The sequence below is a fragment of the Serratia sp. NGAS9 genome, from assembly GCF_009905295.1.
GTDB classification, from domain to species: Bacteria; Pseudomonadota; Gammaproteobacteria; order Enterobacterales; family Enterobacteriaceae; genus Serratia; species Serratia bockelmannii.
This window is the reverse complement of sequence record NZ_CP047605.1, coordinates 171600-198243: the sequence shown is the minus strand read 5'-3', so window position 1 is coordinate 198243 and position 26644 is coordinate 171600. Positions and strand designations below refer to the sequence as shown.

Here is a 26644-nt window from a genome sequence, read left to right as displayed (position 1 = left end):
AACGGCCTGGTTATTTCAGAGGAACATCTTGCGCAGGTAGTGCGGCACCGCGTTATCGACATTGGAGCCGATCACTTCCAGCTCCGGCAGCATATCCTTCAGGCGCTGATGCGCGTCGCGCATGATGCAGCCCTTGCCGGCCATCGACAGCATCTCCAGATCGTTCATACCGTCGCCGAAGGCGATGCACTCTTGCAGCGTATAGCCGATGATCTTGGCCACTTCTTCCAGCGCATGCCCTTTCGACACGCCGCCCGCCATCACTTCCAGACAGGTCGGGAACGAGAAGCTGACGTTGACCCGATCGCCCCAGCGCGCGTTGATGGCGTCTTCCACCTGCAGCAACCGCTCATGATCTTCACAGGTAAAGTAAACCTTGCAGACGCCGTCGGTTTCCAGCAGGCCCGGCTCAAACAGCTGATATTTGAATACCGACTCCTGGAAGAACTCTTCCTGCTCCGGGCTTTCGCGGTTGATGAACCAGTCATCGTTACGGTAGACGTTGGTGGTTATCTCCGGATCGTCGTGCAGCATGCCGTACAGATCGCGGGCGATATCCTCGTCCAGGTTGTGGCTGAAGATCAGCTCGCCGGCCGTGTTGTGCACCCGCGCGCCGTTGGAGGTGATCATAAAGGCACTGATCTCCAGACTGTCGCGGATCTGCGCCACGTCGATGTGGTGGCGGCCGGTGGCGAACACGAAATGCACGCCGCGCTGGGTCAGCAACTTCAGCGTTTCTTTGGCGTACGGCGACAGGGTATGGTCGGGAGACAGCAGCGTGCCATCTAAATCGGAAGCGACGACGTGATACATAGCGTTATGTTCTAACCTCTGATGGAGTTGTCGGCGGCAGCGCGCCACCTAAGTGTTGAGCAAAGAAGCGCAGGATTGCGTTCAGTGCTTCGGCGCGCATCGCGTCCCGCTCGAACAGGATCTCATGGCGTGCGCCGTTGATAACCCACGGAAGCCCCCCTTCGCAAGGGCGCCCCGCGTCTGACAGAGCCTGACAAAAAGCCTGGTGCGAACGGTTGTCAACCACCCGTTCCTCACCGGCTTGCAAAAGCAACAGCGGCGTTGTTATCTCCCCGGCCTGCGCGATGATCTGCCGGCCGGCGCGGATGCTCTCCCGCACCCAATGGTAGGTCGGTCCGCCCACCTGCAGCTCGGGGTAATCGGCGTAATAGCGCAGGCTACGCCGGTAGCGTTCGCGGCTGTGGGTCAACACGTTGACCACATAAGGCAGCGGCCGCCACTGGCCGGTGCCCACCGCGTAGTAGTCGCGGATCGCCGGACGGGTCTCCGCCCAGTCGAGGATGCGGTCGGCCAGCCAGCCCGGCATCGGCAACTGGATGCCGAACATCGGCGCGCAAAACGCCGCCGCATCGAACGCCTGCGGCCGGCGTTGCAGGAACTGCGCCAGGATCGCGCCGCCCATCGAATGCGCCAGCGCGAAGCGCTGCCGGTAACCGCGCGACTCGACTTCGCGCTGCCAAAGCTGCTCGAAATCGTCCACGTAGTCGGCGAAGTTTACCACATGACCGCGGTGCGTATCCGCCAGTAAACGCCCGGAACGCCCTTGGCCGCGATGATCGACGATCACCACGTCGTAACCGCAGTGGAACAGATCGTAGGCCACCTCGGGGTATTTCACGTAGCTTTCGATGCGGCCGGGGCTGACCACCACCACGCGCTGATGCCGCGCGGAACTGAAACGCACAAAGCGGATCGGCACGCCGTCCACGCCGCTGAATTCGCCTTCTTCGCGCAGCCGCCAGAAATCCAGCAGCGGCCCGGTGGCGAAGGCAGCGAACTGCGTTTCACGCGTTAACCAGTCATCGGAGCTGAGAGTGAACGAGGTCATCGAGAGCGTTTTCCCTGTGGGGCCGGCGGAAAATGTGACCGCTGGCACAATAAATCATACTAGCGTATTGTGATTCAATTCTGACAAAAAACGGCGCCGCCTCGGCGCATTGTGGCACAAAACGACACTTTCAGGGAGCCGAGAACCATGACCTTGGACTGGTGGTTAACCTACCTGCTGACCACGCTTATCCTTAGCCTGTCCCCTGGATCCGGCGCCATCAACACCATGAGCACCGGCATCAGCCACGGCTATCGCGGCGCCGCCGCGTCAATCGCCGGGCTGCAGGTCGGGTTGAGCGCGCACATCGTGCTGGTGGGCATCGGTCTCGGCGCGCTGATTTCTCAATCATTGCTGGCGTTCGAACTGCTGAAATGGTTGGGCGCCGCCTACCTGGTGTGGCTCGGCATCCAGCAATGGCGCGCCGCCGGCGCGCTGGATCTGCATGCGCTGGCGGGCAGCATGCCGCGCCGCCGTCTGTTCCGCCGCGCGGTGCTGGTCAACCTGACCAACCCGAAAAGCATCGTGTTCCTCGCCGCGCTGTTCCCGCAGTTCATCTTGCCCAATCAACCGCAGGCCGAGCAGTACCTGGTGCTCGGCGTCACCACCGTGGTGGTGGATATTCTGGTGATGATCGGTTACGCCACCCTGGCGACGCGCATCGCCGGCTGGCTGAGAACGCCGCGCCAGATGCAGCTGCTTAACCGGGTGTTCGGTTCGCTGTTCATTCTGGTGGCGGGGCTGCTGGCGACCGCCCGCAAAGCCTGACAAAAAAGGCCGGGCATCGCTGCTCGGCCTTGGGCATCTCACCGCCGGTCAGCGGGTAAAGATCAGGTGTAACCCGAAGCCGGTAAACAACACGCCCGCTACCCCGTCTATCCACTTGGCCAACCGCTGATAGCCGCGGCGCATCGCCGGCAGCGCAAACACCACCGCCACCAGGCTGAACCAGACGAAGGTCTCGGCAACGATCAGCAAGAATAGCCCCCAGCGCGCGCCGGCGCCGACGCTGTCGCCGACGAACAGCGAGAACACGCTGCCGAAATAGATCACCGCTTTCGGGTTGGACAAATTGGTCAGGAAGCCGCGAATAAAGCTGCGCCCGGCCTTCGGCAACGCCACCTGGGCCTCCGCCGCCGGCTGCGCTCGTTGCGCCCGCGCGGAACGCAGCAGCTGCCACCCCATCCAGCACAGGTAAATGCCGCCGCCGACCATGATGATCTGATGCAACCAGGCCATCTTCTGCAGGATCAGATGCAGCCCCATCAACGCCACGCCGGCCCATACCACGATGCCGAGCGAAATGCCGACCACGCCCATCATCGCCTCACGGCGCGAGCGGCTGGCGGCGGTTTGCGACACAAAAAAGAAGTCCGGCCCCGGGCTCATCAGCGCAATCAGATGCACCAGCGCCACGGTGAGAAACAGCATCAGCATGATTTATCGCCCTCAGTCTTCATCATTGTCGAGATGGTCGCGGATCATCGCCATAAAGGGCGCGCCGAAACGCTCCAGTTTGCGCTGGCCGACGCCGTTGACGCTCAGCAGATCGCCGGCCTTGATCGGCATCTGTTCGGCCATTTCCAGCAGCGTGGCGTCGTTGAACACCACGTAGGGCGGAATGTTTTCTTCGTCGGCGATCGATTTGCGCAGTTTGCGCAGCTTGGCGAACAGCTTGCGATCGTAATTGCCGCCGTAGGATTTCTGGTTGGTGCTGCTGCGCGACTTCAGGCTCTGAATACGCGGCACCGCCAGCTGCAGCGCCACCTCGCCGCGCAACACCGGACGCGCCGCCTCGGTCAATTGCAGCGCCGAGTGCATGGCGATGTTCTGGGTGATAAAGCCCAGGTGGATCAGCTGACGCAGCACGCTGGTCCAGTGTTCGGTGGTTTGATCGCGGCCGATGCCGTACACCGGCAGCTTGTCGTGACCGTATTCACGAATGCGTTGGTTGTTGGAGCCGCGCAGCACTTCCACGATGTACCCGAGGCCAAAGCGCTGGCCGACGCGGTACACGCAGGACAGCGCCTTGCGCGCGTCCTCCAGCCCGTCGTAGCGCTTGGGCGGATCGAGGCAGATGTCGCAGTTGCCGCAGTTCTCGTGCTTGCCTTCGCCGAAGTAGTTGAGCAGCACCAGGCGACGGCAGGTTTGCGCCTCGGCGAAAGCGCCCATGGCGTTCAGCTTGTGGCGTTCGATGTCCAGCTGTTGCCCGGCGGGTTTCTCCTCCAGGCAGCGGCGCAGCCAGGCCATGTCGGCCGGATCGTACAGCAGGATGGCTTCGGCCGGCAGGCCGTCGCGCCCGGCTCGGCCGGTCTCCTGATAATAGGATTCGATATTGCGCGGGATGTCGAAATGCACCACGAAGCGCACGTTGGGTTTGTTGATGCCCATGCCGAAGGCGACGGTGGCCACCACCACCTGCAGATCGTCGCGCTGGAACGCTTCCTGCACCTGCGCGCGGCGATCGTTGTCCAGCCCGGCGTGGTAGGCACCGACGCTCAGCCCGCGGCTTTGCAGGCGCGCAGCGGTGTCTTCCACCTTGGCGCGGCTGTTACAATAGATAATGCCGCTCTTGCCGCGCTGATCCTGCACGAAGCGCCACAGCTGGTCGAGCGGTTTGAATTTTTCCACCAGCGTGTAACGGATGTTCGGCCGGTCGAAGCTGCTGACCTGCACCAGCGGATCCTGCAGCGACAGCAGACGCACGATATCGCCGCGGGTGGACTCGTCGGCGGTGGCAGTCAACGCGATCACCGGCATCGACGGGAAGCGCTGTTTCAGTTGGCCCAGCGCGCGATATTCCGGCCGGAAGTCATGGCCCCACTGCGAGATGCAGTGCGCCTCATCCACCGCCAGCATCGCCGGCGGGCAGTGGTCGAGCAGGTTGAGGAAGCTTTCCATCATCAGCCGTTCCGGCGCGATGTACAGCATCTTGATGTTACCGTTGCGGCAGCCGGCCATAACGTCCAGCTGCTCCTCGCGGGTTTGCGTCGAGTTATAGCAGGCGGCGGAAACGCCGTAGGCCAACAGTTGGTCGACCTGGTCCTTCATCAGCGAGATCAGTGGGGAAACGACCAGCGTCAGGCCGTCCATCACCAGCGCCGGGATTTGGTAGCACAACGACTTGCCGCCGCCGGTCGGCATCACCACCAGGCAATCCTGCCCGCCGATCGCGGCGTTGATAATCGTTTGCTGCCCCGGACGGAATTGCTGGTAGCCAAAGGTATCGCGCAATACCTGCTCGGCCAGCAACTCTCTGTTAATCACTGCTGCGGTTGACACACACTTCCCCATTTTTTCATCGGTACACACCCAGCGGGTATGATTACATAATATCGTTCAGCATGACACCAACGCCCACCCGTGTCTGCCGGAAGTTATAGTCGATCAGCGATTCGCCGTAGCCGCTGAATACCTGGGTATAGAAACGCACGTTGCGGGTGATCGGATAGCTCCAGCCCAGCTCCGCGCCGCCGTAGCCGCTGTTCCAGTTATAGTGGCTGTCGACGCTGAACACGCTGTCGCCCCAGGCGTAACCGACCTTCAACCGGTAGTATCCCATGTATTTGGTGATGTCCGGGTTGTCGTCGTTGCTCGAGCTCTCCGAGAAGCGGAACCAGGGCTTGAGATCCACCTGCCAGTTGCCGTTTTGCGCCATCAGCCGCGCATAGCCGCGATTCCAGCTGCGCGACGTCGGATCCGAGCGGCCGTTAGACTGATGGTTAACGCCGATTTCAACATCGCGCAGCGTCCAACCGGCAAAACGGTAATCGGTCGCCCACCCCACGAACAGCTGCGGCTCGTAGTTGGTTTCGCGGAACGGCGAAGACTCGCCGCGGTTGGACAATTGCCACCAGGAGCGCTGAGTATAAGACGCGCCGAGCACCGAGTTGTCGCCGGCAATGCCCCGCCACAGAGGAAACGCCAGGCTAAGTTGGTATTTCACCTCGTCCTTGCGCGCCTTGTCTCCCCAGTTGTACGTCTTGATGGCCTCTTTGTTGATATCACTGGTGTCGGTGTACAGCAGATAATTGGGATCGTAAGGATACAGCGTGAACGGATTCTCGTGCTCCTGCAGCAGGTTGGCGATAATGCTGCCGCGCACCGCCGGCTTATCGTGAATCTGCTGCTCTTTGGCTTCCTCAGCCAATGCCAGCGCCGGCATCAGCAGCGTGGCGGAAACGATCCCTGACAAAATGCGCATAACCTCTCCTCACTCCAACGAAAAAGGGCAAGCCCGGAAAAAATCAGGCCATTTTACACACAAAGGGCGTTTTACCGCAGCGCAGGCCGGTTTTATTGGAATAGTCTGGAAAGCAACAAAGGTTAAGCATAAAATCAACATCTCATTAACCTGGACTGACCAGTTAGCTCCCTTAAAACGCAAAAGAAAAATGGAAACCCGCTATGTCGACCACACCACTGACCCTGGAAGCCGCCCGCCGCAAGATCGGCGAAATCTTTGTCTACCACATGCCGTTCAACCGCGAGCTTGGCCTGGAGCTGCGCCGCTTCGACGATGACTACGTCGAGCTGAGCTTCACCAACCAGCGCAAGCTGGTGGGCAACGCCGCACAGGAAATTCTGCACGGCGGCGTGATCGCCGCGGTGCTCGACGTCGCCGCCGGGCTGGCTTGCGCCGGCGGCGTGCTGACGCGCCTGGAGCCGCTGATCGAAGAAGAGATCGCCGCCAAGCTGTCGCGCATGGGCACCATCGATCTGCGCGTCGACTATCTGCGCCCCGGCCGCGGTGAACACTTCGTCGCCTCCGCCAGCGTGCTGCGCAGCGGCAACAAGGTCGCCGTGGCGCGCGTAGAACTGCATAACCACGACGGCCTGCATATCGCGACCGCCACCGCCACCTATCTGGTCGGCTGATGATTGTGTGCGGTGAGCGTCTTCAGTACACTCACCGCATCTTAAGTTCCCCACCAGAGTGACGTCATGGACGCAAAGCAAACGCGTCAGGGCATTTTCTTCGCCCTGGCCGCCTATTTTATGTGGGGCATTGCCCCGGCCTATTTCAAACTGATCCAGCAAGTGTCCGCGGACGAGATCCTCACCCACCGGATCATCTGGTCGTTTTTCTTCATGCTGGCGCTGATCACGCTGGGCCGCAACTGGCCTAAAGTGCGCGCCGCCTGCCAAAACCGCAAACGACTGCTGCTGCTGGCGGTCACCGCGCTGTTGATCGGCGGCAACTGGCTGCTGTTCATCTGGGCGGTGAACAATCACCATATGCTGGAAGCCAGCCTGGGCTACTTCATCAACCCGCTGGTTAACGTGCTGCTGGGGATGCTGTTTCTCGGCGAGCGCTTTCGTCGCATGCAGTGGGTGGCGGTGGCGCTGGCATTCACCGGGGTGCTGGTGCAGCTCTGGCAGTTCGGCTCGTTGCCGATCATCGGTCTGGGGCTGGCGTTCAGCTTCGCTTTCTACGGCCTGCTGCGCAAGAAAATCGCCATCGACGCCCAGACCGGCATGCTGATTGAGACGCTATGGCTGCTGCCGGTGGCGGCCGCCTATCTGTTCCTGTTCGCCGACAGCCCCACCAGCCACCTGAGCGCCAACCCGTGGTCGCTGAACCTGCTGCTGGTCGCCGCCGGCATCGTCACCACCGTACCGCTGCTGTGCTTCACCGCGGCGGCTACCCGGCTGCGCCTGTCGACGCTCGGTTTCTTCCAGTATCTCGGCCCGACGCTGATGTTCCTGCTGGCGGTCACCTTCTACGGTGAGACCATCGGCCAGGACAAGCTGGTGACCTTCGGCTTTATCTGGGCGGCGCTGATCCTGTTCACCCTCGACGCGCTCTACACCCAACGCAAGCTGCGCTAAGCCCGGCGCCGCCGGGTTACAGCCAGTTCTTGCGCTTGAAGTACAGGTAAGGGGCCAGGCCGGCCAGGATCATCAGCGTGATGGCGCCCGGGTAGCCGAACGACCATTTCAGTTCCGGCATGAATTCGAAGTTCATGCCGTAGCTGGAGGCCACCAGCGTAGGCGGCAGGAATACCACCGACACCACCGAGAAGATCTTGATGATGCGGTTCTGTTCGATATTGATGAAGCCCATCGCCGCCTGCATCAGGAAGTTCACCTTCTGGAACAGCGATTCGTTGTGCGGCAGCAGGGATTCGATGTCGCGCAGCACTTCACGCGCCTGCTCCAGCTGGCCGGTCGGCAAACGCGCCTTGCGCACCAGGAAGTTGAGCGCGCGCTGGGTATCCATCAGACACAAACGCACCTTCCAGCCGATATCTTCCAGCTCCGCCAGCGTCGACAGCGCGGCGTCGTATTCGTCGCCCTGATGCCCTTCCATGATCACCCGGCTGAGCTGTTCCAGATCGCTGTAGATGTTCTCTATCTCGTCCGCCAGCTGTTCAATCTTGGTTTCGAACAAATCCAGCAGCAGTTCGTAGGCGTTGCCTTCGAGCATGGTCTGGTTGCGGGCGCGCATGCGGTACAGGCGAAACGCCGGCAGTTCACGCTCGCGCAGGGTATACAGGCGGCCGTCGCGGATGGTGAAGGCTACCGTGGAGTTGCCGGCGTGATCTTCCGCATCTTCGAAGTAGAAGAAGGAGTGGATATGCAGACCGTCTTCGTCTTCGAAGAAACGGGCGGAGGCTTCGATATCGTCCAGTTCGGGACGCGTCGCCAGGCTTTGTCCCAGCTCATTCTGCACGCGCTCACGCTCGCCCTCTTCCGGCTCGACCAGATCAACCCACAGCGATGACGTGAGATCATCCGAGTCGTCCAGTTCCAGACGGGACAAGCGGCGGTTATCTAATTTAAAAGCGCTCAGCATGTGCCAAAACTCCGTGAAGGTAACGGGTGCGGACAACGCGTTGAAGCACAGAAACAGAGGGGATGCGTATCACCGATTGTTTCAGACCATGAAGAGATCTGACTCATAGCGACGCTTTGCGGGGTCGCCGACAACCACGAAGGCTATCAGCAAAAACGGAGAGCCTTAGAAGTTATACCTGCGGCGCAGGTCAGTGAGCCAGTATCTACTGGGTGTGTCCAAGGCGTCTGTCCTCAATGATAATAGTGCGCGCATGTTACGCCGAGAAGAAAAAGCCTGTCAACACGTTAGGCGGGATAATTGCGCAACAAATCATCACGATGATCAATGGCAGAAATGACGCTTAAACCGTACTGAAAAAGTCGCGACGATCGCTTACCGCCATCAAGAATGTTGCTAAGATGACATCACCCTAATGGTACGACAAGCATGCGGATTTAAACGATGAAACAGATTACCGCCCATGAACTGACCGCGATGAGCGAACAGGCCGCCAGCGTGCCCCGCCTGCGCGCGCACCGCACCTTACACGAAGAGCTGAGCGACCCGGTGCAACGCCTGGCGATCGCCATGGAGCCCGGCACCTATATCCGCCCGCACCGCCACCCGCAAACCTGGGAGCTGCTGACGCCGCTGCGCGGTCGTTTTGTCGTGTTGCAGTTCAACGATGACGGCGTCGTCATGCAGCGCACCCTGCTCGGCGAAGAAACCAAAGTGCTGGAGATGCCGGCCTTTACCTGGCATGCGGTGCTGTCGGTCGATGCCGGCGGCGTGGTGTTCGAAGTGAAGCAGGGCCCGTATCAGGCGCTGACCGAAGAGGACTGCATGCAATGGGCACCGCAGGAAGGCGGCGAAGGCACCGAAGCGGTGATGCGCTGGTATGCCACCGCGCAGGTCGGCGATCGCTACCCTCACTGATAATGAACGATTGCAGGGGCCTGCCCCTGCAACTCTCCCCTCTCTTTATACCGTTTCCAGGCGAGCGTAGGCCGCCACCAGCCACTTGATGCCCTCGCCCGGGAAAGCGATCTGTAACCGGCTGTGCTCGCCGCTGCCTTCCAGATTGACGATGGTGCCTTCGCCAAACTTGGGATGGCGCACGCGCTGGCCCAGCTTGTAGCCGGTATCGTTCTCGCTGATCGGCGTGCCCATGCGGCGGTGATTGACCGGGCGCGATACGCTGGCGCGCAGGCGCACTTCTTCCACACACTCTTCCGGCAGTTCGCCGATAAAGCGCGACGGCCGATGGTAAACCTCTTTGCCGTACAGACGGCGCGTTTCGGCATAGGTCAGCGTCAGTTTCTGCATGGCGCGCGTTACGCCCACATAGGCCAGACGGCGCTCCTCCTCCAGACGGCCGCCTTCATCCAGCGACATCTGGCTCGGGAACATGCCTTCTTCCATGCCGACGATAAACACCAGCGGGAACTCCAAGCCCTTGGCCGAGTGCAGGGTCATCAGCTGCACCGCGTCCTGATAGGCGTCGGCCTGACCTTCGCCCGCTTCCAGCGCCGCATGCGACAGGAACGCCTGCAGCGGCATCAGATCCTGATCTTCTTCCTGATAGCTGAACTGACGCGTCGCCGTCACCAGTTCCTCAAGGTTTTCGATACGCGCCTGCCCCTTTTCGCCCTTTTCCTGCTCATACATGATGAACAGCCCGGAATCGCGGATCACCCGGTCGGTCTGCACGTGCAGCGGCATGTCAGCGGTTTCATGCGCCAGCGACTCCACCAGTTCGATAAAGCGCTGCAGCGCCGACGCGGCACGGCCGGCCAACACTTTGTCCTGCATCAGCTCGCGCGTCGCCTGCCACAGCGTCAGCTGGCGATCGCGCGCCGCCTGGCGCACCACGTCGAGGGTGCGATCGCCGATGCCGCGCGTCGGGGTGTTGACCACGCGCTCGAAGGCCGCATCGTCGTTGCGGTTGGAAATGAGGCGCAGGTAAGCCAGCGCATCCTTGATTTCCTGGCGTTCGAAGAAGCGCTGGCCACCGTAGATGCGGTACGGCATCGCCGTCTGCAGCAGCGCCTCTTCCAGCACGCGCGACTGGGCGTTGCTGCGGTACAGGATGGCGCAGTCGTTCAGCGCGCCGCCGTTGTCTTGCCAGGTCTTGATGCGGTTGACCACGAAGCGCGCTTCGTCGAGTTCGTTGAAGGCGCAGTAGAGGGAAATCGGCTCGCCTTCGCCGCCTTCGGTCCACAGATTTTTGCCCATGCGCCCGTCGTTGTTGGCGATCAGGGTGTTGGCCGCTTTCAGGATGTTGCTGGTGGAACGGTAGTTCTGCTCCAGGCGGATGGTTTCCGCGCCGGGGAAGTCCTTCAGGAAGCGCTGGATGTTTTCCACCTGCGCGCCGCGCCAGCCGTAGATCGACTGGTCATCGTCGCCGACGATCATCACGTTGCTGTTGCCGCCCGCCAGCAGGCGGATCCAGGCGTACTGGATGCTGTTGGTATCCTGGAATTCGTCCACCAGCACGTTGGTGAAACGCTCGCGGTAGTGGTTGAGGATATGCGGCTTATTCAGCCACAGTTCGTGCGCGCGCAGCAGCAGCTCGGCGAAATCCACCAGCCCGGCGCGATCGCAGGCTTCCTGATAGGCCTGATAGATGCGCAGCCAGGTGGCCTCTACCGGGTTGTTGTATGTCTCGACGTGCTGTGGCCGCAGGCCCTCGTCTTTCTTGCCGTTGATGTACCACATCGCCTGACGCGGCGGCCACTGCTTCTCGTCAACGTTCAGCGCCTTGATGATGCGCTTGAGCAGCCGCAGCTGGTCGTCGCTGTCGAGGATCTGGAAATCCTGCGGCAGGTTGGCCTCCAGGTGGTGGGCGCGCAACAGGCGGTGCGCCAGGCCGTGGAAGGTGCCGATCCACATGCCGCCCTGGCTGGTACCGATCAGATGTTCGATACGGTGGCGCATTTCCGCCGCCGCCTTGTTGGTGAAGGTCACCGCCATGATCGAATACGGTGAGCAGTTCTCCACCGACAGCAGCCAGGCGATGCGGTGCACCAGCACCCGCGTCTTGCCGCTGCCCGCTCCGGCCAGAACCAACAGGTTGCTGCGCGGCGCCGCCACGGCTTCACGTTGTTTTTCATTCAGGCTGTCGAGCAGATCGGAGACGTCCATAGGCACCACTAATGGTTAAGGGAAAACCCGCCGGTGACGGGTTTTTCACTGGAAATTTATACAGAGTTCTGGCAGGGATTATAACAATGCTGTCAGCGATGCCAACTGCGAAATCTCAATATGCGGCAGCAAGCGGCTGTCGGCAGCCTGCATCAGGCAGCGTTGCCGATCGTTGATCCAACAGGCCTGCAGCCCCGCGCGCAGCGCGCCGGCCACGTCGGTGGTCAGATCGTCGCCCACGTGCAGGATCTGCTCGGGCGCCACGCCCAGCCGCTCAACGGCCAGGTGGTACATGTCCTGATACGGCTTGGCGCGCCCGTCCGGCCCGGAGCGCAACACGAACTGGAAATAACCGTCCAGGCCGCACAGAGACGGATCGACGTTGCCGTTGGTGATCGCCACCAGCGGGTAGCGCGCGGCCAACGCCTTCAGCGTGGCGTGGGTCGCTTCCGGCACCTCGATGCGGCTGCGCCACAGCGCGAAGTTCTGCATCGCCGCATCGGCCCCGATCGCCGCTTCGGCGTCGCGCAGCCCCTGCCGGCTCAGCGCCAGATGAATAGCGCGCCAGCGCCACTGGGTGACGTCATGGTAGATCTCCGGTTCCTGCTCGCGCAGCTCCTGGCGCAGGCGGTGGAAGTCCGCCGACTGAAAGCTGCTCAGGCCGGGGTGGTAACTCTGCAGGAAGGCCACCGATTGTTGTTCGGTTTGCCGGATCACCGGACGGTTATCATACAGCGTGTCGTCCAGATCGAAAGTCAGCGCCGCCAGCGGGCGCAGCGGGCGATAAAAATGCATCAGGATTTCCCCCGTTTGGCACGCGGATGCGCGGCATCGTACACGTTCGCCAGGTGTTGAAAGTCGAGGTGGGTATAAATTTGCGTGGTGGTCAGGTTGGCGTGGCCGAGCAGCTCCTGCACCGCGCGCAGATCGCCGCTGGACTCCAGCATATGGGTGGCGAAGGAGTGGCGCAGTTTGTGCGGGTGAATATGGCTGTTAACGCCCTGTTTCACGCCCCACTCGGCGAAGCGTTTTTGCACGTTGCGCGTCGAGATGCGCCGCCCCTGATTGGACAGGAACATCGCGTCGTCCTGCGGCCCAAACAGATCGCGCATTGCCAGCCAGTGTTCCAGCCAGGTGACGGCGGTGCGCCCGATCGGCAATTTACGCTCTTTGCTGCCTTTCCCCATCACCCACACCTCGCCGGCGGCCATATCGACATGGCGGCAATCCAGCCCCACCAGCTCGGAGAGGCGCAGGCCGGCGCCGTACATCACCTCCAACATGGCGCGATCGCGCACCGCCAGCGGATCGTTGAGATCGATCTCCAGCAGTTGGTTCATTTCATCGACGTCGATATTTTTAGGCAGATGGCGGCCGCTGCGCGGCGTGCGGATGCCCTTGGCGGGGTTGGCGTGCAGCACGCCCTGGCTGACCAGCCAATCGAGGAAGCTACGCAACGAAGAGAGCCGCAGCGCCAGGCTGGCGGACTGCAGACCGGCGCGTTTGCTGCGCGCCGCCAGCATGCGCACCCGGGCGGCGTCCAGCGCTGCCCAGTCGGTGACGCCGATCTCCTGCGCCAGGCGCATCAGCGCCGCCAGCTGGCGTGAATAGCTGAGCTGCGTCAGCGGGCTGAGTTGCCGTTCTACCTTGAGATAACGCAGAAACGCGTCCACCGGCTGCTGCAGGCTGGGCGCAATCGGCGTCATGCTCGTTCGATCCAGCGTTCCAGCAGCGCCGGCAGCATGCGCGCCAGTTGATTGAGCATCACCGTGCCCATGCCCTGCTGATAGTGTTGCGTATCGCGGCTGCTGAAGATCACCATGCCCAGCTCGCCGTCGTCGCCCAGCATCGACAGCGCCACCGAGCCAATCTGGCCGATCTGTTTGGCCTGCGGCAACAGCAGCAGCAGCTCGGGGCCGTTCAGGCCGCCGAGGTAGTGTTGTTCGCTGCCCAGCCGCTGAATGCGGAACGGCTCGAACGCCGAACGCGTCAGCGCCAGGTGGGTGAAATCGGAAGGCGCGCCGATATTCCAGCGCTCGGCGAACAGCCGAACCGTGGCACCGGCCAAACCGAAGCCGCGCGCCCAGCGCTGCAGCCGGTTGAGCATGTCCTGCAGGCTGTCGGCGGTGGCCAAATCGGCCTGCAGGTGCAGCAACCGGGCGAACAGCCCTTCGTTGGCGCTGGCCTGCTCCATCAACAGCGTGATCTCTTCTTCCAACCGTTCGATGTGATTGCGCTGGCGGGCCAGGTGCCATTCCACCAGCGAAACGGTGCCGCGCACCGGGTGCGGCACGCGCATCTGCTCAACCTGGCGCGCGTTGCGAATAAAGAAATCCGGGTTCTGCAGCAGGTACTGCATCATGGTGTCGTCATCCAGCGCCAGGCCGGCGACGCTCTGTTCTTCTACGCTTTTCATAGATGAATAAATCCGTCATAGACATGGGTTGCCGGACCGGTCATAAACAGCGGATTGCCCGGCCCTTTCCAGCGAATATGCAGGCTGCCGCCCGGCAGTTCTACATGCACCTCTTCTGACAGCAATTCCTGTTGGATCCCCACCGCCACCGCCGCACAGGCGCCGCTGCCGCAGGCCTGCGTTTCACCAGCGCCGCGTTCATAAACGCGCAGCTTGATGTGATCGCGGCTCACCACCTGCATAAAGCCGATGTTGGCCCGTTCCGGGAAGCGTTCATGCCCTTCCAGCACCGGCCCAAGCAGCTCCACCTTGGCAGTTGTGACATCGTCCACCTGCAAAACACAATGCGGGTTACCCATCGACACCACGCCGCACAGCACGGTATGTTCCGCCGCGCGCATGATGTAGGTCTTTTCAGCCTTAGTGGCGCGGAACGGCACCGCCTGCGGGTCGAAATTCGGTTCGCCCATGTTGACGCACACCAGATCGTCGTCGGTGACACTGAGCACCATGCGCCCGGTTTGGGTGCTGACACGGATGTCGCGTTTGTTGGTCAGCCCTTTCAGCCGCACGAAACGCGCGAAGCAACGCGCGCCGTTGCCGCACTGCGCCACTTCGCTGCCGTCGGCGTTAAAAATTCGGTAGTGAAAATCCAGTTCGGGATCGTAAGGCGGTTCTACCACCAGCATCTGGTCAAAGCCGACGCCCAGGTGCCGATCGGCCAACCGGCGGATCAGCTCAGGTGAAAAATAGACATTCTGTGTAACGGCATCGACCACCATAAAGTCGTTGCCCAGACCGTGCATTTTGGAGAACTGCATATCATACTCCGCTATCTGGACGCGCTATCCGTCTTGATGTTGCGGTGGCGCTCGCTACCGCAAACCGGGGTTTACTGGTCAACCATCGACGGTTTTTGCTGAGAGCCAGACTGCTCCTGCTGGTTCTTTTGCACCTGATCGCCCGTTTGCACCGGCGGCTTGGCCGGTTTCTGGCTGGCGGGATCGGCAGGCGGGAAGTAAAGCGGGCCTTTCAGACCGCAGCCGGCGAGGCCGGTAACCAGAACTGCCATCAGCGCATAGCGTAGTTGTTTTTTCATTTGCATTAATGCCTGTAATTCATGCGTCCAAGGTCTCTATAATCGCAGGTGGATCATGAAAAGCAATAGGAATTGAATATGAACGACAGTGAGTTTCACCAGTTGGCCGACCAGCTGATGCTGAATATTGAAGAGACACTGGACGATTTTGACGGCGATGCGGATATCGATTACGAAACCAATGGCGGCGTAATGACGCTGAGCTTCGAAAACGGCACCAAAATCGTCATCAACCGCCAGGAGCCGCTGCACCAGGTGTGGCTCGCCACCAAGGCCGGCGGTTATCACTTCAACTACCGCGACGGCGTTTGGCTATGCGATCGCAGCGGACAGCCGTTTTATCAGCTGCTCAGCGAAGCGGCCAGCGCGCAGGCCGGCGAGGAACTGCATTTTTCCTGAGGCTAAGCAGGGCTCGGCAACCGAGCCCTTGCGGCGTCAATGCAGCTGGAACTGCTGTTTCAGCGGCTGAGCGGCGCCGTCGGCCACCGTCACGCACAGGCTGGACAGCACGTTGCTGCGGAACGGGATCACCTGCGTGCGCCCGTCGAGTTGCACGATCTGATAGAACTGCGGCAGATTGAAGTTGATGAAGCTGGAGCCGTAGGTGAAGCGATCGTGCGACGATGAGTAGAAGCGGCTGACGTCGCGCACCAGCTCCTCTTTACTGCCCTCGCAGTGGTGATACACCTCCACCCGATTCGACTCATCCAGAATATAGATGTTGAAGCCCTTGTCGTCTGAGGTGTCTTCGAAGAAGAACTGGATGATCCCCTCGCTGGCGAAGCCGTCCACCACCGGCGGCAGATGCACCTGATCGGTTTCCACCTTGATAGACAGGCCGTGCAGCTTGTTGTTGGAGATGGCGCCGTAAAACTCCACCGCATTCTCCAGCTTTTGCACCGACACGCTCAGGCGCTCGAAGAACAGCCCCCAAGTCTGCCCGGCAACGCGCACCGCCTTGAAGCGGCCGGGTTCCAGCCGGGTACTGGACAGGCGCAGCTCGATGCACTCCGACACCAGCTGCTGGATACGGGTGCGGATCAGGCCGCGCAGGTGCTGGCTGTAGCAGAACACTTCCACCGACTCCGGCGGCGCGGCGTCCTGGTGCATTTTGCCGAGAATGGTCTTCAGCGCTTCCAGCACCGACTGCTCGCCGCTGAAATGCAGGGTACGCACTTCGTTCCAGGAGTTGCGATACAGCAGATCGATACTGCCCACCAAACACTGCTGCTGCTGGCCGAAGCTGAACACGTCCAGTTTGCGGAAATCGAAGTGCACCACCTGATTGCGGAAGGCGGCGGTCGGATCGTTTTCCAGATTGACGATGATGGCCAGATGGCGAATTTCGCACGGGCTGTACAGCGCTTTCGGCGTCGGCGCCGGCAGGCGCAGCGGGAAGTGATGAGAAACGTCGGCCACCAGCTCCTGCAGCTTGGCGGTGTCGCACAGGTTGCCGCTCTTGATGTGCAGGCGGGTCTGCGGCGTTAGCAGGCCGTTGAAATAGGCCCAGGCCACCAGCTTGTTCAGGTAGCGGTTATATTCCAGCGGCTGATGGCTGACGATCGAATCCATAGCCGGTGCCTGATTATACAGGTACCAGCCGGTGCGGTTGGCGCGGCCAACCGGCACGTGAATAAAGGTTAAATCGTTTTCCGACAGGTCCGGTGAGATCTGCGGGTTCACCAGCGTCACCTTGCCGGGCAGCGCTTCGAACGCCGCGTACAGTTTGCGGGTCAGCACGCCGATATCCTGCGGGCTGGCGCTGACGCTGAGGTTGTTGCGGCGAGCGAAACGGATCAGGTTGCGGTAGCTTTGCATCATCGCATCGAGCAGTTCGTTATGCGCTTCGCGCACCCGCTCGATTTTCCAGTTGGCGCGGTTATCCAGCATCGCCAGACGCTCTTCGCTCCAGCCCCACTCGCTGACCAATTGGCTGAGGATCTCGCGTCGCCAGCCGACGCAGGCCTTGGCCAGCGACAGCTTTTCACATACTTTCAGGTAAAAACAGCGGCGGGCCAGATCGAGGCGGGTGGTATCGTTGATGTCGGTCAGGTAGCGGGTCACGCGCTCAAGCATCATGCAGTAGGCATCAAGCCCGAAGCTGACGATCTCACCCTGATGCAGCCGGTGTTTGATGTCCGTCGCCAGCAGTTGGGTATTGGGGTATTCCCAGGAATAGGCTTCCAGCAGCAGGGTCTTCAGCACCGCCTTGTAAGGCGAATCGATGCTCTTGTACAGCTGCCACAGGCTGGCGCCGAAGTACTCTTCCGCCGACAGCGAACTCAGGCCACCGAGATCCAGCCACTCGTTCGGCGTCAGCGCACCCTGCGCGTACAGCGACAGCACGTATTCATCGTAGTGCGCTTCTTCTTCGCCCGGTACCATGTTCCACAGGATGCGTTTGCCAGCCAGGCGCACAGCGGTGCGATAGAATTCATCGAGCAACAGGATGTGCTGCGTCGAGCCGCAGTCTTCGCCACCCAGGCTGCCGCTTTCATTATGGCGGAAGCGGTTTTCGTCGATCAGGAAGAAGCTGACTTCCACCCCCATCGAGGCGGCCCACTTCTCAAGCAGGCTGCATTTTTGCTGCAAACGGGTGCGTTCTTCGTTGTCCAGCCAGGACTGGTGGCAGACCCAGATGTCGAGATCCGAGCTGCAGCTTTGGCCGATAGACGAGGTGCTGCCCATCGAGTAGACGCCGGTGATCGGCAGCTCGCCGCTGGCCGGCTTGTCAAACGGGCTGCCCCATTTGTCTTCTAAATCGTTCAGGTAATCTTGTTGAGTTTCATCAGGCGTGTAGAGGCAAATGCCATGGGGAACGTTACCGTTCAGGTAACCCGGCATCAGCGGGTGGTGGTGGTGCAGTAAGGTGGGCAGCAGACTGTATACCCGTTGAAACGCGGGCTTCATAGCCGCTAGGGCGCGATCGACGCGTAGCTGATTGATCGCATCCAGTCTCTGCTTCAATGTCTCGATGTAGAGGTACAAGACGTCTCGCCTGATTATCCCGGTGTTTAGAAAAAAACCCGTATTCCATAAGCGCCGTTAGTGTAAGAAGAATATTTGGCGACTTATTGCTGGAAACGTGATCAATTTAACACCTTGCTGATTGACCGTAAAGGAGGTAACGCTTCACAATTATTGTAGCGCTTCCCTAAACGATTTACCCGCAGTGTTAACTGCCCCAAAGCACATCACACGTCCCTTTGATTCCGTTGTCCTTTTTCCGCCTCCGGCTTCTTGCACTGACAGTATTGGCTCTCAGTGGTAGGATGGATGGCGAAATATAAAAACGGTAACAAGCATGTTAGACAAAATTATTCGAATTGCCACCCGACAAAGCCCGCTTGCACTCTGGCAAGCACATTATGTGCAGCAACGTCTGATGGCCAGCCATCCCGGCCTGCAGGTCGAGTTGGTGCCGATGGTGACGCGCGGCGACGTTATTCTGGATACGCCGCTGGCGAAAGTCGGCGGTAAAGGCCTGTTTGTTAAAGAACTCGAGCTCGCGCTGCTGGAAGGCCGCGCCGACATCGCCGTGCACTCGATGAAAGACGTGCCGGTCGATTTCCCTGCCGGCCTCGGTTTGTCCACCATTTGCGAACGCGAAGATCCGCGCGACGCTTTTGTTTCCAATCGTTTCGCCTCGCTCGATCAGCTGCCGCAGGGCAGCGTGGTCGGCACCTCCAGCCTGCGCCGCCAGTGCCAACTGCGCGAACGCCGCCCGGACCTGATCGTACGCGACCTGCGCGGCAACGTCGGCACTCGCCTGGCCAAGCTGGACAACGGCGACTACGACGCGATTATTCTGGCGGTGGCCGGCCTGAAGCGCCTGGGGCTGGAGCAACGCATCCGCAGCCCGCTGAGCGCCGAAGAGTGCCTGCCGGCGGTCGGCCAGGGTGCAGTCGGCATTGAATGCCGTCTCGACGACAGCGTCACCCGCGCGCTGCTGGCGCCGCTGAACCATGCGGCTACCGAAACCCGCGTGCGCGCCGAACGGGCGATGAACACTCGCCTGGAAGGCGGCTGCCAGGTGCCGATCGGCAGCTATGCCGAACTGGATGGCGACAGCCTGTGGCTGCGCGCCCTGGTCGGCGCGCCGGACGGCAGCCAGATGGTGCGCGGCGAACGCCGCGGCCCGGCCGCCGAAGCCGAACGGATGGGCGTTGAGCTGGCGGAAGAGCTGCTGGCGCGCGGCGCGCGCGAGATCCTGCGCGAAGTTTATCAGGGAAATCCGCCGGCATGACGATCCTGGTAACCCGCCCATCGCCTTCGGGAGAGCGGTTAGTGAGCCGGCTGCGCGCACTCGGCCGGGTTGCCTATCATGCACCGCTGATCGACTTCGCCCCCGGCAGCGATCTGCCGCAGCTGCCGCAGGCGTTGCAGCAGTTGAACGCCGGCGATCTGGTATTCGTGCTGTCGCAGCATTCGGTGAACTATGCCGATTCGGTCATCGGCCGCGCCGGACTGAGCTGGCCCGCTCACCTGGCCTATTACGCCATTGGCCGTACCACCGGGCTGGCGCTGCACCGCATCAGCAGTTTGCCGGTGGAATACCCGCGCGAACGCGAGATCAGCGAAACGCTGCTGCTGCTGCCGGCGCTGCAGAAACTGGCGGGCAAACGCGCGCTGATTTTACGCGGCAACGGCGGCCGCGAGTTGCTGGGCACAACGCTGAGCGAGCGCGGCGCCGACGTCAGCTATTATGAATGCTATCAACGCAGCCCGGTGCACTACGACGGCAGCGAGCAAAGCGCCCACTGGCAGCGTGCCGGTGTGGATACGCTGGTGGTGACCAGCGGTGAAATGTTACAACAGCTCTATACTTTAGTTCCTGATTACTATCGTTCTTCATGGCTGCTGCGTTGCCGCCTGGTAGTAGTGAGCGAACGCCTGGCTACCCTCGCCCGGGATTTGGGCTGGCGTACGATTCGGGTAGCTGACAATGCCGATAATGACGCGCTGATCCGCGCGCTACAATAATCTGACTATGGGATGTGCCACTATGACGGAACAAAATACCCCAGCCGCCCCGGTTGAAGAGCCAACCACCGCGGTTGAGAGCTCCCAGCAGCCAGCCGCTGCCAGCCGCAAAGGCAAGAACACCGGCCCGGTGCTCGGCGCGATCGCTATCGTGCTGGTCATCGCCCTCGGCGCGGGCGGCTATTACCACACGCACAAGCAGGCGCAACAGCTGATCGCCGCCAATCAGGCGCTGCAGCAGCAGCTTGAAGGCGTGAAGCAGAGCCAACAGCAGGAAAGAAATGCGCTGGAAGGCCTGCTGCAGCAGCAGGGTAAAACCCTGGACGCCGCCGATCGCGAGCAGGCGAATCTGGCGCGTCAACTGAGCGAGCTGCAGGAAAAAGTGGCGACCATCTCCGGCAGCGACGCAAAAACCTGGCTGCTGGCGCAGGCCGATTTCCTGGTGAAAATGGCCGGCCGCAAGCTGTGGAGCGATCAAGACGTGACCAGCGCCGCCGCGTTGCTGAAAAGCGCCGACGCCAGCCTGGCGGACATGAACGATCCTAGCCTGCTCGACGTGCGCCGCGCCATTACCGAAGACATCAGCACGCTTTCTACGCTGACCCAGGTCGATTACGACGGCATCATCCTCAAGGTCAATCAGCTGTCCAACCAGGTGGATAACCTGCGCCTGGCCGATAACGACACCGACGAAGCGCCGATGGATCAAAACAGCAGCGAGCTCTCCGGCTCGATCGGCGAATGGCGGCAGAACCTGGCCAAGAGCTGGCGCAATTTCATGGCCGACTTCATCACCATCCGCCGTCGCGATACCAGCGCCGAACCGCTGCTGGCGCCGAACCAGGACATCTACCTCCGCGAAAATATCCGTTCGCGCCTGCTGGTGGCCGCACAGGCCATCCCACGCCACCAGAACGAGACCTACAAGCAATCGCTGGAAACCGTCTCCACCTGGGTGCGCGCCTATTTCGACACCACCGATCCGGCGACCAAGGCTTTCCTGGAAGAGCTGGATAACCTGAGCCAACAGTCGATCTCGATGGACGTGCCGGATCAGCTGAAAAGCCAGCCGCTGCTCGAAAAAGTGATGCAGACCCGGGTGCGCAACCTGATGACCCAGTCCCCTGCCGCTCACCAGGAGGGTTAAGCCATGTTACGCGTGCTATTTCTGTTCCTGGTGGTGATCGCCAGCGTGGTGCTCGGGCCGATGTTGGCCGGGCATCAGGGCTACGTGCTGATCCAGACCGATAACTACAATATCGAAACCAGCGTCACCGGCCTGGTGATCATGTTGGTGCTGCTGTTCGTGGTGCTGCTGGCGATCGAGTGGATCCTGCGCCGCATCTTCCGTACCGGCGCCCGCACGCGCGGTTGGTTTATCGGCCGCAAGCGCACCCGCGCGCGCCAGCAAACCAAAGCCGCGCTGATCAAACTGGCGGAAGGCGACTATAAGCAGGTTGAGAAGCTGATGACGCGCAACGCCGATCACGCTGAACAGCCGGTGGTGAACTACCTGCTGGCCGCCGAGGCCGCGCAGCAACGCGGCGATGACTTCCGTACCAATCAATATCTGGAACGCGCCGCCGAAGCCGCCGACACCGATCAGCTGCCGGTGGATATCACCCGGGTTCGCATCCAGCTGGCGCAGGGCGAGAACCACGCCGCGCGCCACGGCGTCGATCGCCTGCTGAACCAGGCGCCGCGCCATCCGGAAGTGCTGCGCCTGGCGGAACAAGCCTATCTGCGCACCGGCGCCTACGCGTCGCTGCTGGAAGTGCTGCCGTCGATGCGTAAAATCGAACTCCACAGTGAAGAGCAGTTGCAGGCATTGCAGCAACAGGCTTATATCGGGCTGATGAATCAGGCGATGGCGGACGAAGGCAGCGAAGGCCTGAAGCGCTGGTGGAAAGATCAGAGCCGCAAGACGCGTCACGAGGTGCCGCTGCAAATCGCGATGGTGGAACACCTGATCGAATGCAACGACCACGAACTGGCGCAGGAGATTGTGCTCGACAGCCTGAAGCGCCAATACGACGAGCGCCTGGTGCTGTTGCTGCCGCGGCTGAAGTCCGGCAACCCCGAGCAGCTTGAGAAAGCGCTGCGTCAGCAGATGAAACAACACGGCGCGACGCCGCTGTTAAACAGCACGCTGGGGCAACTGCTGATGAAGCACGGCGAGTGGCAGCAAGCGGCCGACGCCTTCCGCGAAGCGCTGAAACAGCGTCCGGACGCCTACGATTACGCCTGGCTGGCCGATACGCTGGAGAAACTGCATCGTTCGGATGAAGCGGCGCAGATGCGGCGTGAGGGGCTGATGTTGACGCTGAAACAGAACGGCGGCGAATAACGCCCTGCCCGAGAGAGAAGAGCGCGGCCCCGATGCCGCGCTTTTTTTTTGCTCAGGGTTTTTCTGTGGCGCAAAAAAAACACTTGCCGTATGGCAAGTGTATAAAGAAGCAATCAGGTCTAGGACAACAGGGGCGGTGCCTCACTCAACGTTCTGCCCTGAGCGTGATGACGGGTTAGTCATCGTTCTCGTGGGCGATAGGCACCCTAAATCGGCTCTGCGTCATTCCCAGGGTTTATGAAGCCTAAGGCGAACATAAGAGGTGGAATGAGCATCTACGCTATAGATATAGCATTTGGCGTGCCAACTTTTATATTGAGTCCATCCCCATAAGAAAATAGAATTCAAGATATTGAAAATATTGATTTTTATTTAATTCCATCCTTTGCGTTGCAAACCACTTCCTGGCATTCCTTGCCAGCGGCCGTTATCAGGATGTCGCCTCAAAACGACGACTTAAGCCAAAGCCAACTTTATCTTTTTAAATCAATTAATTATTTGTCTCAACCTGACGACAGCGCTGGATGGCGTTGTCGCTGAAAACCAACACGCTTGCCAGCAGAGACAAAATGCCCATCCTTCGATACGCAAAAAACCCGCGCATTGCTGCACGGGCTTGTCGGTATTAGCTTCGTCATGCTGAGAAAACTTGCTCTCATAAACGGCAGATGTAAAAAAACCGACTTGCGTCGGTTTCTTTGAAAGTGGTCGGCGAGAGAGGATTACGCGCATCTTTGATGCGCGCCCTGCGGGCCGTTGCTAAAGCAACGTTGTCTCGCTTCGCGAGGCTCGAACCTCCTGCGGAGGTACTCATCCTCATAAACCGCAGACGAAAAAAAACCTGCTTTAAAAAGCAGGTTTTTCGAATGTGGTCGGCGAGAGAGGATTCGAACCTCCGACCCACTGGTCCCAAACCAGTTGCGCTACCAAGCTGCGCTACTCGCCGATTTGTGTTGCTCATACTACCCGATTTATCAGACCGTTGTCCATATAAATCTTATATTTATCAGATATTTTGCGTGGTGCGAAGAGAGGGACTTGAACCCTCACGTCCGTAAGAACACTAACACCTGAAGCTAGCGCGTCTACCAATTCCGCCACCTTCGCACTGTCACAAAATACTGCTAAATCTTCACTTCGTTAGGAAGTGGGGTGGCTAATGGGACTCGAACCCACGACAACTGGAATCACAATCCAGGGCTCTACCAACTGAGCTATAGCCACCATTACTACTACTTCTTACTCACGCGGTAATATTACCACCGCAGCTCCTGCGCACAAACTTAATGGCGCGCCCGACAGGATTCGAACCTGAGACCTCTGCCTCCGGAGGGCAGCGCTCTATCCAGCTGAGCTACGGGCGCGTAGCGCCGTTGCGGGAGGGGATACTACGGATTTACGCCAATCCTGTCTAGTGCTTTTTCGCAGAAATGTTGCGTTTGATTACGCTTTGCTCACTCCTGCGCAGGAAAGCGCACTCCGTAGCCCCTTTTCACCGTTTATTGCCGCGTTTCTACCCGATTTTCAGCCGGATGATGTTTCTTATGCATACCGAAAGCGAAGTAGCACAGGCTGACGCCGGCTAAGAAAATCGCACCGACCAGCAGGGAAATTCGCGTATCTGGGTTGATTCCCATGCCGACCAGCACGCAAACCAGAAAAGCGATGGTCAGATAGTTCACATACGGGAACATGATCGACTTAAAGCTGTGGGTTTTGATCGCTTCCTTATGGGCACGGCGGAAATAGAGCTGGCTTATCAGCACCACGAACCACGGCACCATGCCCGGCAGCACGCTGGCGCTGTAGACATACACGAACACCTGCTCCGGATTCGGGATGATGTAGTTCAGCGCGGACCCCACCAACAGACAGGCGATGGTGACGGCGATGCAGTTCACCGGCACACCGCTGGCGGAAAGCTTGGTCAACGCCGCCGGCAGTTGGCGGTTCTTGGCCAAGGCGTACAGCATGCGGCCGCCGCTGTACATGCCGCTGTTGCAACCGGAGAGCGCGGCGGTCAGCACCACAAAGTTGATAATGCCGGCGGCGGCGACGATGCCGATCTTGGCGAAGGTCAGCACAAACGGGCTGCCGGTGGTGCCGATGCCGTTCCACGGGAAGATGGTCACGATGACGAAGATTGCGCCGACATAGAAGATCAGGATGCGCCACAGGATATTGTTGATCGCGCGTTTCAGCGTCACCTGCGGGTTCTTGGCTTCCCCGGCGGTGATGCCTACCAGCTCAACCCCCTGATAGGACGCCACCACGATGCACAGCGCAAACAGGAAGCCTTTCCAGCCACCGGCAAAGAAACCGCCGTGCGCCGTCAGATTGGCGAAACCGATAGGCTCACCGCCGTTGCCGAAACCGAAGAAGATCACCCCCAGCCCCACCAGAATCATCACGATGATGGTGGTGACCTTGATCATGGCGAACCAGAACTCCAGCTCACCGTACAGGCGCACCGCCGCCAGGTTGGCCAGCGCCACCATCGCCACGGCGATCAGTGCAGGCACCCACTGCGGTATTTCCGGGAACCAGAACTGCACATACACCCCGATGGCGGTGATCTCAGAAATACCAACGGCGATCCACATAAACCAGTAACCCCAGGCGGTCAGGTAACCGAAGTAGGGATTCATGTACTTATGCGCGTAAACGGCAAACGACCCGGCGACCGGCTCGAGGAACAGCATCTCCCCCATCGAACGCATAATGAAAAACACGAACAGCCCGGCGATGATGTAAGCCAGCAGCACCGACGGCCCGGCCCATTTCAGCGTACTGGCCGAACCCATAAACAGGCCGACGCCGATGGTGCCCCCCAGAGCGATAAGCTCGATGTGCCGGGCCTCAAGGCCCCGGTGTAGCCCTTGCGGTTTCTCTTTGTGTGCCATAAATCCTCAATAATTTTTCTCGGGTTGTGTTTGCCTGCCGGCCGCTGCCGGTCGTTATTGTCATTATTAAAAGAATAAATCATCCCCTGCCGTTCGGGTTGGCATCAACGGGTAGTCGGAGCGAAGTTACCGTGAGAAGAACATCGTTCAGCGCTGTCGCATCAGGCTTCAGCGGCCGGGGATAATTTCCGGGCGGTATCGTTTCGCATTTCGCCGCTATAAGCAAACCGCAATTTAAAACTTTATGGAATAAATGCGGCTGCGTTTAGGGCTGGGGGTTATAGATATGCGGGAGAAACGTGCAAAAGCAGATTATTGGTACAGCAGACCGGAGCGGAACAGCACTTTCCGCCCCGGATGTAGAGGTTACATCTTGCCGCTGTAGTAGTAGCCGACAAACTTCAACAGCTTCAACTGCCGGCCGATGCGGCTGGGCTGGCTGAGCAGGCGGTAGAGCCACTCCAGACCGAGGTTCTGCCACACCTTGGGCGCACGCTTCACGTGGCCGGTAAAGACGTCGTAGGTGCCGCCCACGCCCATGTACAGCGCCTGCGGATGCACCTTGCGGCAGTCGCGCATCAGGATCTCCTGCTTCGGCGATCCCATCGCCACCGTCACGATAGCGGCACCGCTGGCGCGAATACGCTCGAACAGCGCCTCACGTTGCTCCGGTTTGAAATAGCCATCCTGGCTACCCACCAGGTTGACATTCCACTGGCTGCGCAGCTTTTGCTCGGTTTCCGCCAGCACCTCCGGTTTGCCGCCGACCAGGAAGACCGGCGTGCCTTCACGACCGGCGCGCTGCATCAAGGCTTCCCACAGATCGGCGCCCGCAACGCGCGAAACGTCCGCCGCCGGGTATTTGCGGCGAATCGAGCGCACCATGCTGATGCCGTCGGCGTACTTGTACTCCGCCTCATCCAGCAACGCATGCAGCGCCGGGTCCTCTTCCGCCTTCAGGATCTTTTCCGCGTTCATGGCCACCAGCGTGCCCTGTTTGACCCGGCCGCCGTCGAACAGAAAGTCCATGCAGTGCGCCATATCGCGAAAGCCCCACAGGCTGAAACCGCGCAGCTCATACTGCGGCACCGAAATCTTTGTTTCCATCGT

24 protein-coding genes, 4 tRNA genes and 1 other RNA gene are annotated in these 26644 nt (G+C 60.3%); 9 read left to right on the top strand and 20 right to left on the bottom strand.

The genetic code is table 11. The features are described 5' to 3' along the window. Positions 1-15: 15 nt before the first annotated feature. Together yigL and pldB are read right to left on the bottom strand one after the other, a co-directional pair. The gene (yigL, locus tag GUC32_RS00885; RefSeq protein ID WP_025304881.1) at positions 16-813 is read right to left on the bottom strand and encodes a sugar/pyridoxal phosphate phosphatase YigL; all 798 of its coding nucleotides are present in this window, start codon (positions 811-813) and stop codon (positions 16-18) included. Between the two features lie 4 nt (positions 814-817). Then, positions 818-1861 (bottom strand): lysophospholipase L2, encoded by a 1044-nt coding sequence (pldB, locus tag GUC32_RS00880; protein WP_369435486.1) that lies wholly within the window; start codon positions 1859-1861, stop codon positions 818-820. Between the two features lie 147 nt (positions 1862-2008). Between pldB and rhtB the strand changes: the two genes are divergently transcribed. Continuing rightward, positions 2009-2629 (top strand): homoserine/homoserine lactone efflux protein, encoded by a 621-nt coding sequence (gene rhtB, locus GUC32_RS00875; protein WP_025304879.1) that lies wholly within the window; start codon positions 2009-2011, stop codon positions 2627-2629. Positions 2630-2677: 48 nt separating this feature from the next. Here the strand turns inward: rhtB and rhtC are convergent, their stop codons facing one another. From rhtC to pldA, 3 genes are read right to left on the bottom strand one after another with little or no spacing between them, the layout of a single operon-like run. Continuing rightward, complete coding sequence (rhtC, locus tag GUC32_RS00870; protein WP_043142215.1) at positions 2678-3298, bottom strand: threonine export protein RhtC; 621 nt, start codon at positions 3296-3298, stop codon at positions 2678-2680. 12 nt (positions 3299-3310) lie between these two features. After that, positions 3311-5143, bottom strand: a complete 1833-nt coding sequence (recQ, locus tag GUC32_RS00865; RefSeq protein WP_142591276.1) for an ATP-dependent DNA helicase RecQ — start codon at positions 5141-5143, stop codon at positions 3311-3313. A gap of 43 nt (positions 5144-5186) precedes the next feature. Next, on the bottom strand, positions 5187-6065 hold the full coding sequence (gene pldA / locus GUC32_RS00860) for a phospholipase A (RefSeq protein WP_025304877.1): 879 nt from the start codon (positions 6063-6065) through the stop codon (positions 5187-5189). 203 nt (positions 6066-6268) lie between these two features. Between pldA and GUC32_RS00855 the strand changes: the two genes are divergently transcribed. After that, positions 6269-6739: a thioesterase family protein gene (locus GUC32_RS00855; RefSeq protein ID WP_016929489.1), complete on the top strand. Its 471-nt coding sequence runs from the start codon at positions 6269-6271 to the stop codon at positions 6737-6739. A gap of 66 nt (positions 6740-6805) precedes the next feature. Then, positions 6806-7693 (top strand): EamA family transporter RarD, encoded by an 888-nt coding sequence (gene rarD / locus GUC32_RS00850; RefSeq protein ID WP_025304876.1) that lies wholly within the window; start codon positions 6806-6808, stop codon positions 7691-7693. 16 nt (positions 7694-7709) lie between these two features. On the opposite strand, the gene corA is transcribed toward rarD, so the two are convergent. After that, positions 7710-8660: a magnesium/cobalt transporter CorA gene (gene corA, locus GUC32_RS00845; protein WP_004934262.1), complete on the bottom strand. Its 951-nt coding sequence runs from the start codon at positions 8658-8660 to the stop codon at positions 7710-7712. Between the two features lie 444 nt (positions 8661-9104). Between corA and GUC32_RS00840 the strand changes: the two genes are divergently transcribed. Continuing rightward, positions 9105-9578 (top strand): WbuC family cupin fold metalloprotein, encoded by a 474-nt coding sequence (locus tag GUC32_RS00840; protein WP_025304875.1) that lies wholly within the window; start codon positions 9105-9107, stop codon positions 9576-9578. 45 nt (positions 9579-9623) lie between these two features. Here the strand turns inward: GUC32_RS00840 and uvrD are convergent, their stop codons facing one another. The 6 genes from uvrD to GUC32_RS00810 form a co-directional block, all read right to left on the bottom strand. Then, positions 9624-11786: a DNA helicase II gene (uvrD, locus tag GUC32_RS00835; RefSeq protein WP_025304874.1), complete on the bottom strand. Its 2163-nt coding sequence runs from the start codon at positions 11784-11786 to the stop codon at positions 9624-9626. Between the two features lie 78 nt (positions 11787-11864). Continuing rightward, positions 11865-12581, bottom strand: a complete 717-nt coding sequence (gene yigB / locus GUC32_RS00830) for a 5-amino-6-(5-phospho-D-ribitylamino)uracil phosphatase YigB (protein WP_025304873.1) — start codon at positions 12579-12581, stop codon at positions 11865-11867. Continuing rightward, a complete protein-coding gene (gene xerC / locus GUC32_RS00825) occupies positions 12581-13492 on the bottom strand; it encodes a tyrosine recombinase XerC (RefSeq protein ID WP_021504817.1) in 912 nt (303 codons plus the stop codon). Before xerC ends, yigB begins: the two co-directional genes overlap by 1 nt. Beyond that, entirely contained in the window at positions 13489-14202 is a 714-nt protein-coding gene (locus tag GUC32_RS00820) for a DUF484 domain-containing protein (protein WP_049209356.1), read from the bottom strand. Before GUC32_RS00820 ends, xerC begins: the two co-directional genes overlap by 4 nt. Next, complete coding sequence (gene dapF, locus GUC32_RS00815; RefSeq protein ID WP_025304871.1) at positions 14199-15023, bottom strand: diaminopimelate epimerase; 825 nt, start codon at positions 15021-15023, stop codon at positions 14199-14201. The genes GUC32_RS00820 and dapF overlap by 4 nt, the downstream gene beginning before the upstream one ends. A 71-nt stretch (positions 15024-15094) precedes the next feature. Then, positions 15095-15301 carry a lipoprotein gene (locus tag GUC32_RS00810; RefSeq protein ID WP_004934241.1) on the bottom strand — a complete coding sequence of 69 codons (207 nt, stop codon included), beginning with the start codon at positions 15299-15301 and terminating at the stop codon, positions 15095-15097. A gap of 78 nt (positions 15302-15379) precedes the next feature. Between GUC32_RS00810 and cyaY the strand changes: the two genes are divergently transcribed. After that, positions 15380-15700, top strand: a complete 321-nt coding sequence (gene cyaY / locus GUC32_RS00805) for an iron donor protein CyaY (protein WP_004934237.1) — start codon at positions 15380-15382, stop codon at positions 15698-15700. A 36-nt stretch (positions 15701-15736) separates the two neighbouring features. Here the strand turns inward: cyaY and GUC32_RS00800 are convergent, their stop codons facing one another. Next, positions 15737-18289 carry a class I adenylate cyclase gene (locus GUC32_RS00800; RefSeq protein WP_019452546.1) on the bottom strand — a complete coding sequence of 851 codons (2553 nt, stop codon included), beginning with the start codon at positions 18287-18289 and terminating at the stop codon, positions 15737-15739. Between the two features lie 316 nt (positions 18290-18605). On the opposite strand from GUC32_RS00800, the gene hemC reads away from it, so the two are divergent. Genes hemC through hemY form a run of 4 tightly spaced genes read left to right on the top strand, consistent with a single transcriptional unit; the run spans position 18606 to position 22631 of the window. Then, positions 18606-19547 carry a hydroxymethylbilane synthase gene (gene hemC / locus GUC32_RS00795; protein ID WP_025304869.1) on the top strand — a complete coding sequence of 314 codons (942 nt, stop codon included), beginning with the start codon at positions 18606-18608 and terminating at the stop codon, positions 19545-19547. Beyond that, positions 19544-20284, top strand: a complete 741-nt coding sequence (hemD, locus tag GUC32_RS00790; RefSeq protein WP_025304868.1) for a uroporphyrinogen-III synthase — start codon at positions 19544-19546, stop codon at positions 20282-20284. Before hemC ends, hemD begins: the two co-directional genes overlap by 4 nt. Before the next feature lie 22 nt (positions 20285-20306). Further along, a complete protein-coding gene (gene hemX, locus GUC32_RS00785) occupies positions 20307-21431 on the top strand; it encodes a uroporphyrinogen-III C-methyltransferase (RefSeq protein WP_016929498.1) in 1125 nt (374 codons plus the stop codon). 3 nt (positions 21432-21434) lie between these two features. After that, the gene (gene hemY, locus GUC32_RS00780) at positions 21435-22631 is read left to right on the top strand and encodes a protoheme IX biogenesis protein HemY (RefSeq protein ID WP_004934228.1); all 1197 of its coding nucleotides are present in this window, start codon (positions 21435-21437) and stop codon (positions 22629-22631) included. 705 nt (positions 22632-23336) lie between these two features. On the opposite strand, the gene GUC32_RS00775 is transcribed toward hemY, so the two are convergent. The 7 genes from GUC32_RS00775 to wecG form a co-directional block, all read right to left on the bottom strand. Next, positions 23337-23465: non-coding RNA, RtT sRNA (locus tag GUC32_RS00775), on the bottom strand. A 35-nt stretch (positions 23466-23500) separates the two neighbouring features. After that, positions 23501-23577 (bottom strand) — tRNA-Pro (locus tag GUC32_RS00770). A 74-nt stretch (positions 23578-23651) separates the two neighbouring features. Next, positions 23652-23738: transfer RNA gene (locus tag GUC32_RS00765), tRNA-Leu, on the bottom strand. A 41-nt stretch (positions 23739-23779) separates the two neighbouring features. Further along, positions 23780-23855 (bottom strand) — tRNA-His (locus GUC32_RS00760). Between the two features lie 63 nt (positions 23856-23918). After that, a tRNA-Arg gene (locus GUC32_RS00755) sits at positions 23919-23995 on the bottom strand. A gap of 135 nt (positions 23996-24130) precedes the next feature. Further along, positions 24131-25534, bottom strand: coding sequence for an amino acid permease (locus tag GUC32_RS00750; RefSeq protein WP_025304867.1), 1404 nt, complete (start codon positions 25532-25534; stop codon positions 24131-24133). Between the two features lie 366 nt (positions 25535-25900). Beyond that, positions 25901-26641 (bottom strand): lipopolysaccharide N-acetylmannosaminouronosyltransferase, encoded by a 741-nt coding sequence (gene wecG / locus GUC32_RS00745; protein WP_025304866.1) that lies wholly within the window; start codon positions 26639-26641, stop codon positions 25901-25903. Positions 26642-26644: the final 3 nt, after the last annotated feature.

Excerpts from the sequence above, each read along its gene's own strand:
- yigL (WP_025304881.1), bottom strand. The coding sequence starts at position 813 with ATGTATCACGTCGTCGCTTCCGATTTAGATGGCACGCTGCTGTCTCCC.
- GUC32_RS00855 (WP_016929489.1), top strand. The coding sequence starts at position 6,269 with ATGTCGACCACACCACTGACCCTGGAAGCCGCCCGCCGCAAGATCGGC.
- corA (WP_004934262.1), bottom strand. The coding sequence starts at position 8,660 with ATGCTGAGCGCTTTTAAATTAGATAACCGCCGCTTGTCCCGTCTGGAA.
- GUC32_RS00840 (WP_025304875.1), top strand. The coding sequence starts at position 9,105 with ATGAAACAGATTACCGCCCATGAACTGACCGCGATGAGCGAACAGGCC.
- wecG (WP_025304866.1), bottom strand. The coding sequence starts at position 26,641 with ATGGAAACAAAGATTTCGGTGCCGCAGTATGAGCTGCGCGGTTTCAGC.
- GUC32_RS00820 (WP_049209356.1), bottom strand. The coding sequence starts at position 14,202 with ATGAAAAGCGTAGAAGAACAGAGCGTCGCCGGCCTGGCGCTGGATGAC.
- hemD (WP_025304868.1), top strand. The coding sequence starts at position 19,544 with ATGACGATCCTGGTAACCCGCCCATCGCCTTCGGGAGAGCGGTTAGTG.
- pldA (WP_025304877.1), bottom strand. The coding sequence starts at position 6,065 with ATGCGCATTTTGTCAGGGATCGTTTCCGCCACGCTGCTGATGCCGGCG.
- rarD (WP_025304876.1), top strand. The coding sequence starts at position 6,806 with ATGGACGCAAAGCAAACGCGTCAGGGCATTTTCTTCGCCCTGGCCGCC.
- xerC (WP_021504817.1), bottom strand. The coding sequence starts at position 13,492 with ATGACGCCGATTGCGCCCAGCCTGCAGCAGCCGGTGGACGCGTTTCTG.
- uvrD (WP_025304874.1), bottom strand. The coding sequence starts at position 11,786 with ATGGACGTCTCCGATCTGCTCGACAGCCTGAATGAAAAACAACGTGAA.
- GUC32_RS00810 (WP_004934241.1), bottom strand. The coding sequence starts at position 15,301 with ATGAAAAAACAACTACGCTATGCGCTGATGGCAGTTCTGGTTACCGGC.
- rhtB (WP_025304879.1), top strand. The coding sequence starts at position 2,009 with ATGACCTTGGACTGGTGGTTAACCTACCTGCTGACCACGCTTATCCTT.
- rhtC (WP_043142215.1), bottom strand. The coding sequence starts at position 3,298 with ATGCTGATGCTGTTTCTCACCGTGGCGCTGGTGCATCTGATTGCGCTG.
- GUC32_RS00750 (WP_025304867.1), bottom strand. The coding sequence starts at position 25,534 with ATGGCACACAAAGAGAAACCGCAAGGGCTACACCGGGGCCTTGAGGCC.
- dapF (WP_025304871.1), bottom strand. The coding sequence starts at position 15,023 with ATGCAGTTCTCCAAAATGCACGGTCTGGGCAACGACTTTATGGTGGTC.
- pldB (WP_369435486.1), bottom strand. The coding sequence starts at position 1,861 with ATGACCTCGTTCACTCTCAGCTCCGATGACTGGTTAACGCGTGAAACG.
- hemC (WP_025304869.1), top strand. The coding sequence starts at position 18,606 with ATGTTAGACAAAATTATTCGAATTGCCACCCGACAAAGCCCGCTTGCA.
- yigB (WP_025304873.1), bottom strand. The coding sequence starts at position 12,581 with ATGCATTTTTATCGCCCGCTGCGCCCGCTGGCGGCGCTGACTTTCGAT.
- hemX (WP_016929498.1), top strand. The coding sequence starts at position 20,307 with ATGACGGAACAAAATACCCCAGCCGCCCCGGTTGAAGAGCCAACCACC.
- cyaY (WP_004934237.1), top strand. The coding sequence starts at position 15,380 with ATGAACGACAGTGAGTTTCACCAGTTGGCCGACCAGCTGATGCTGAAT.
- hemY (WP_004934228.1), top strand. The coding sequence starts at position 21,435 with ATGTTACGCGTGCTATTTCTGTTCCTGGTGGTGATCGCCAGCGTGGTG.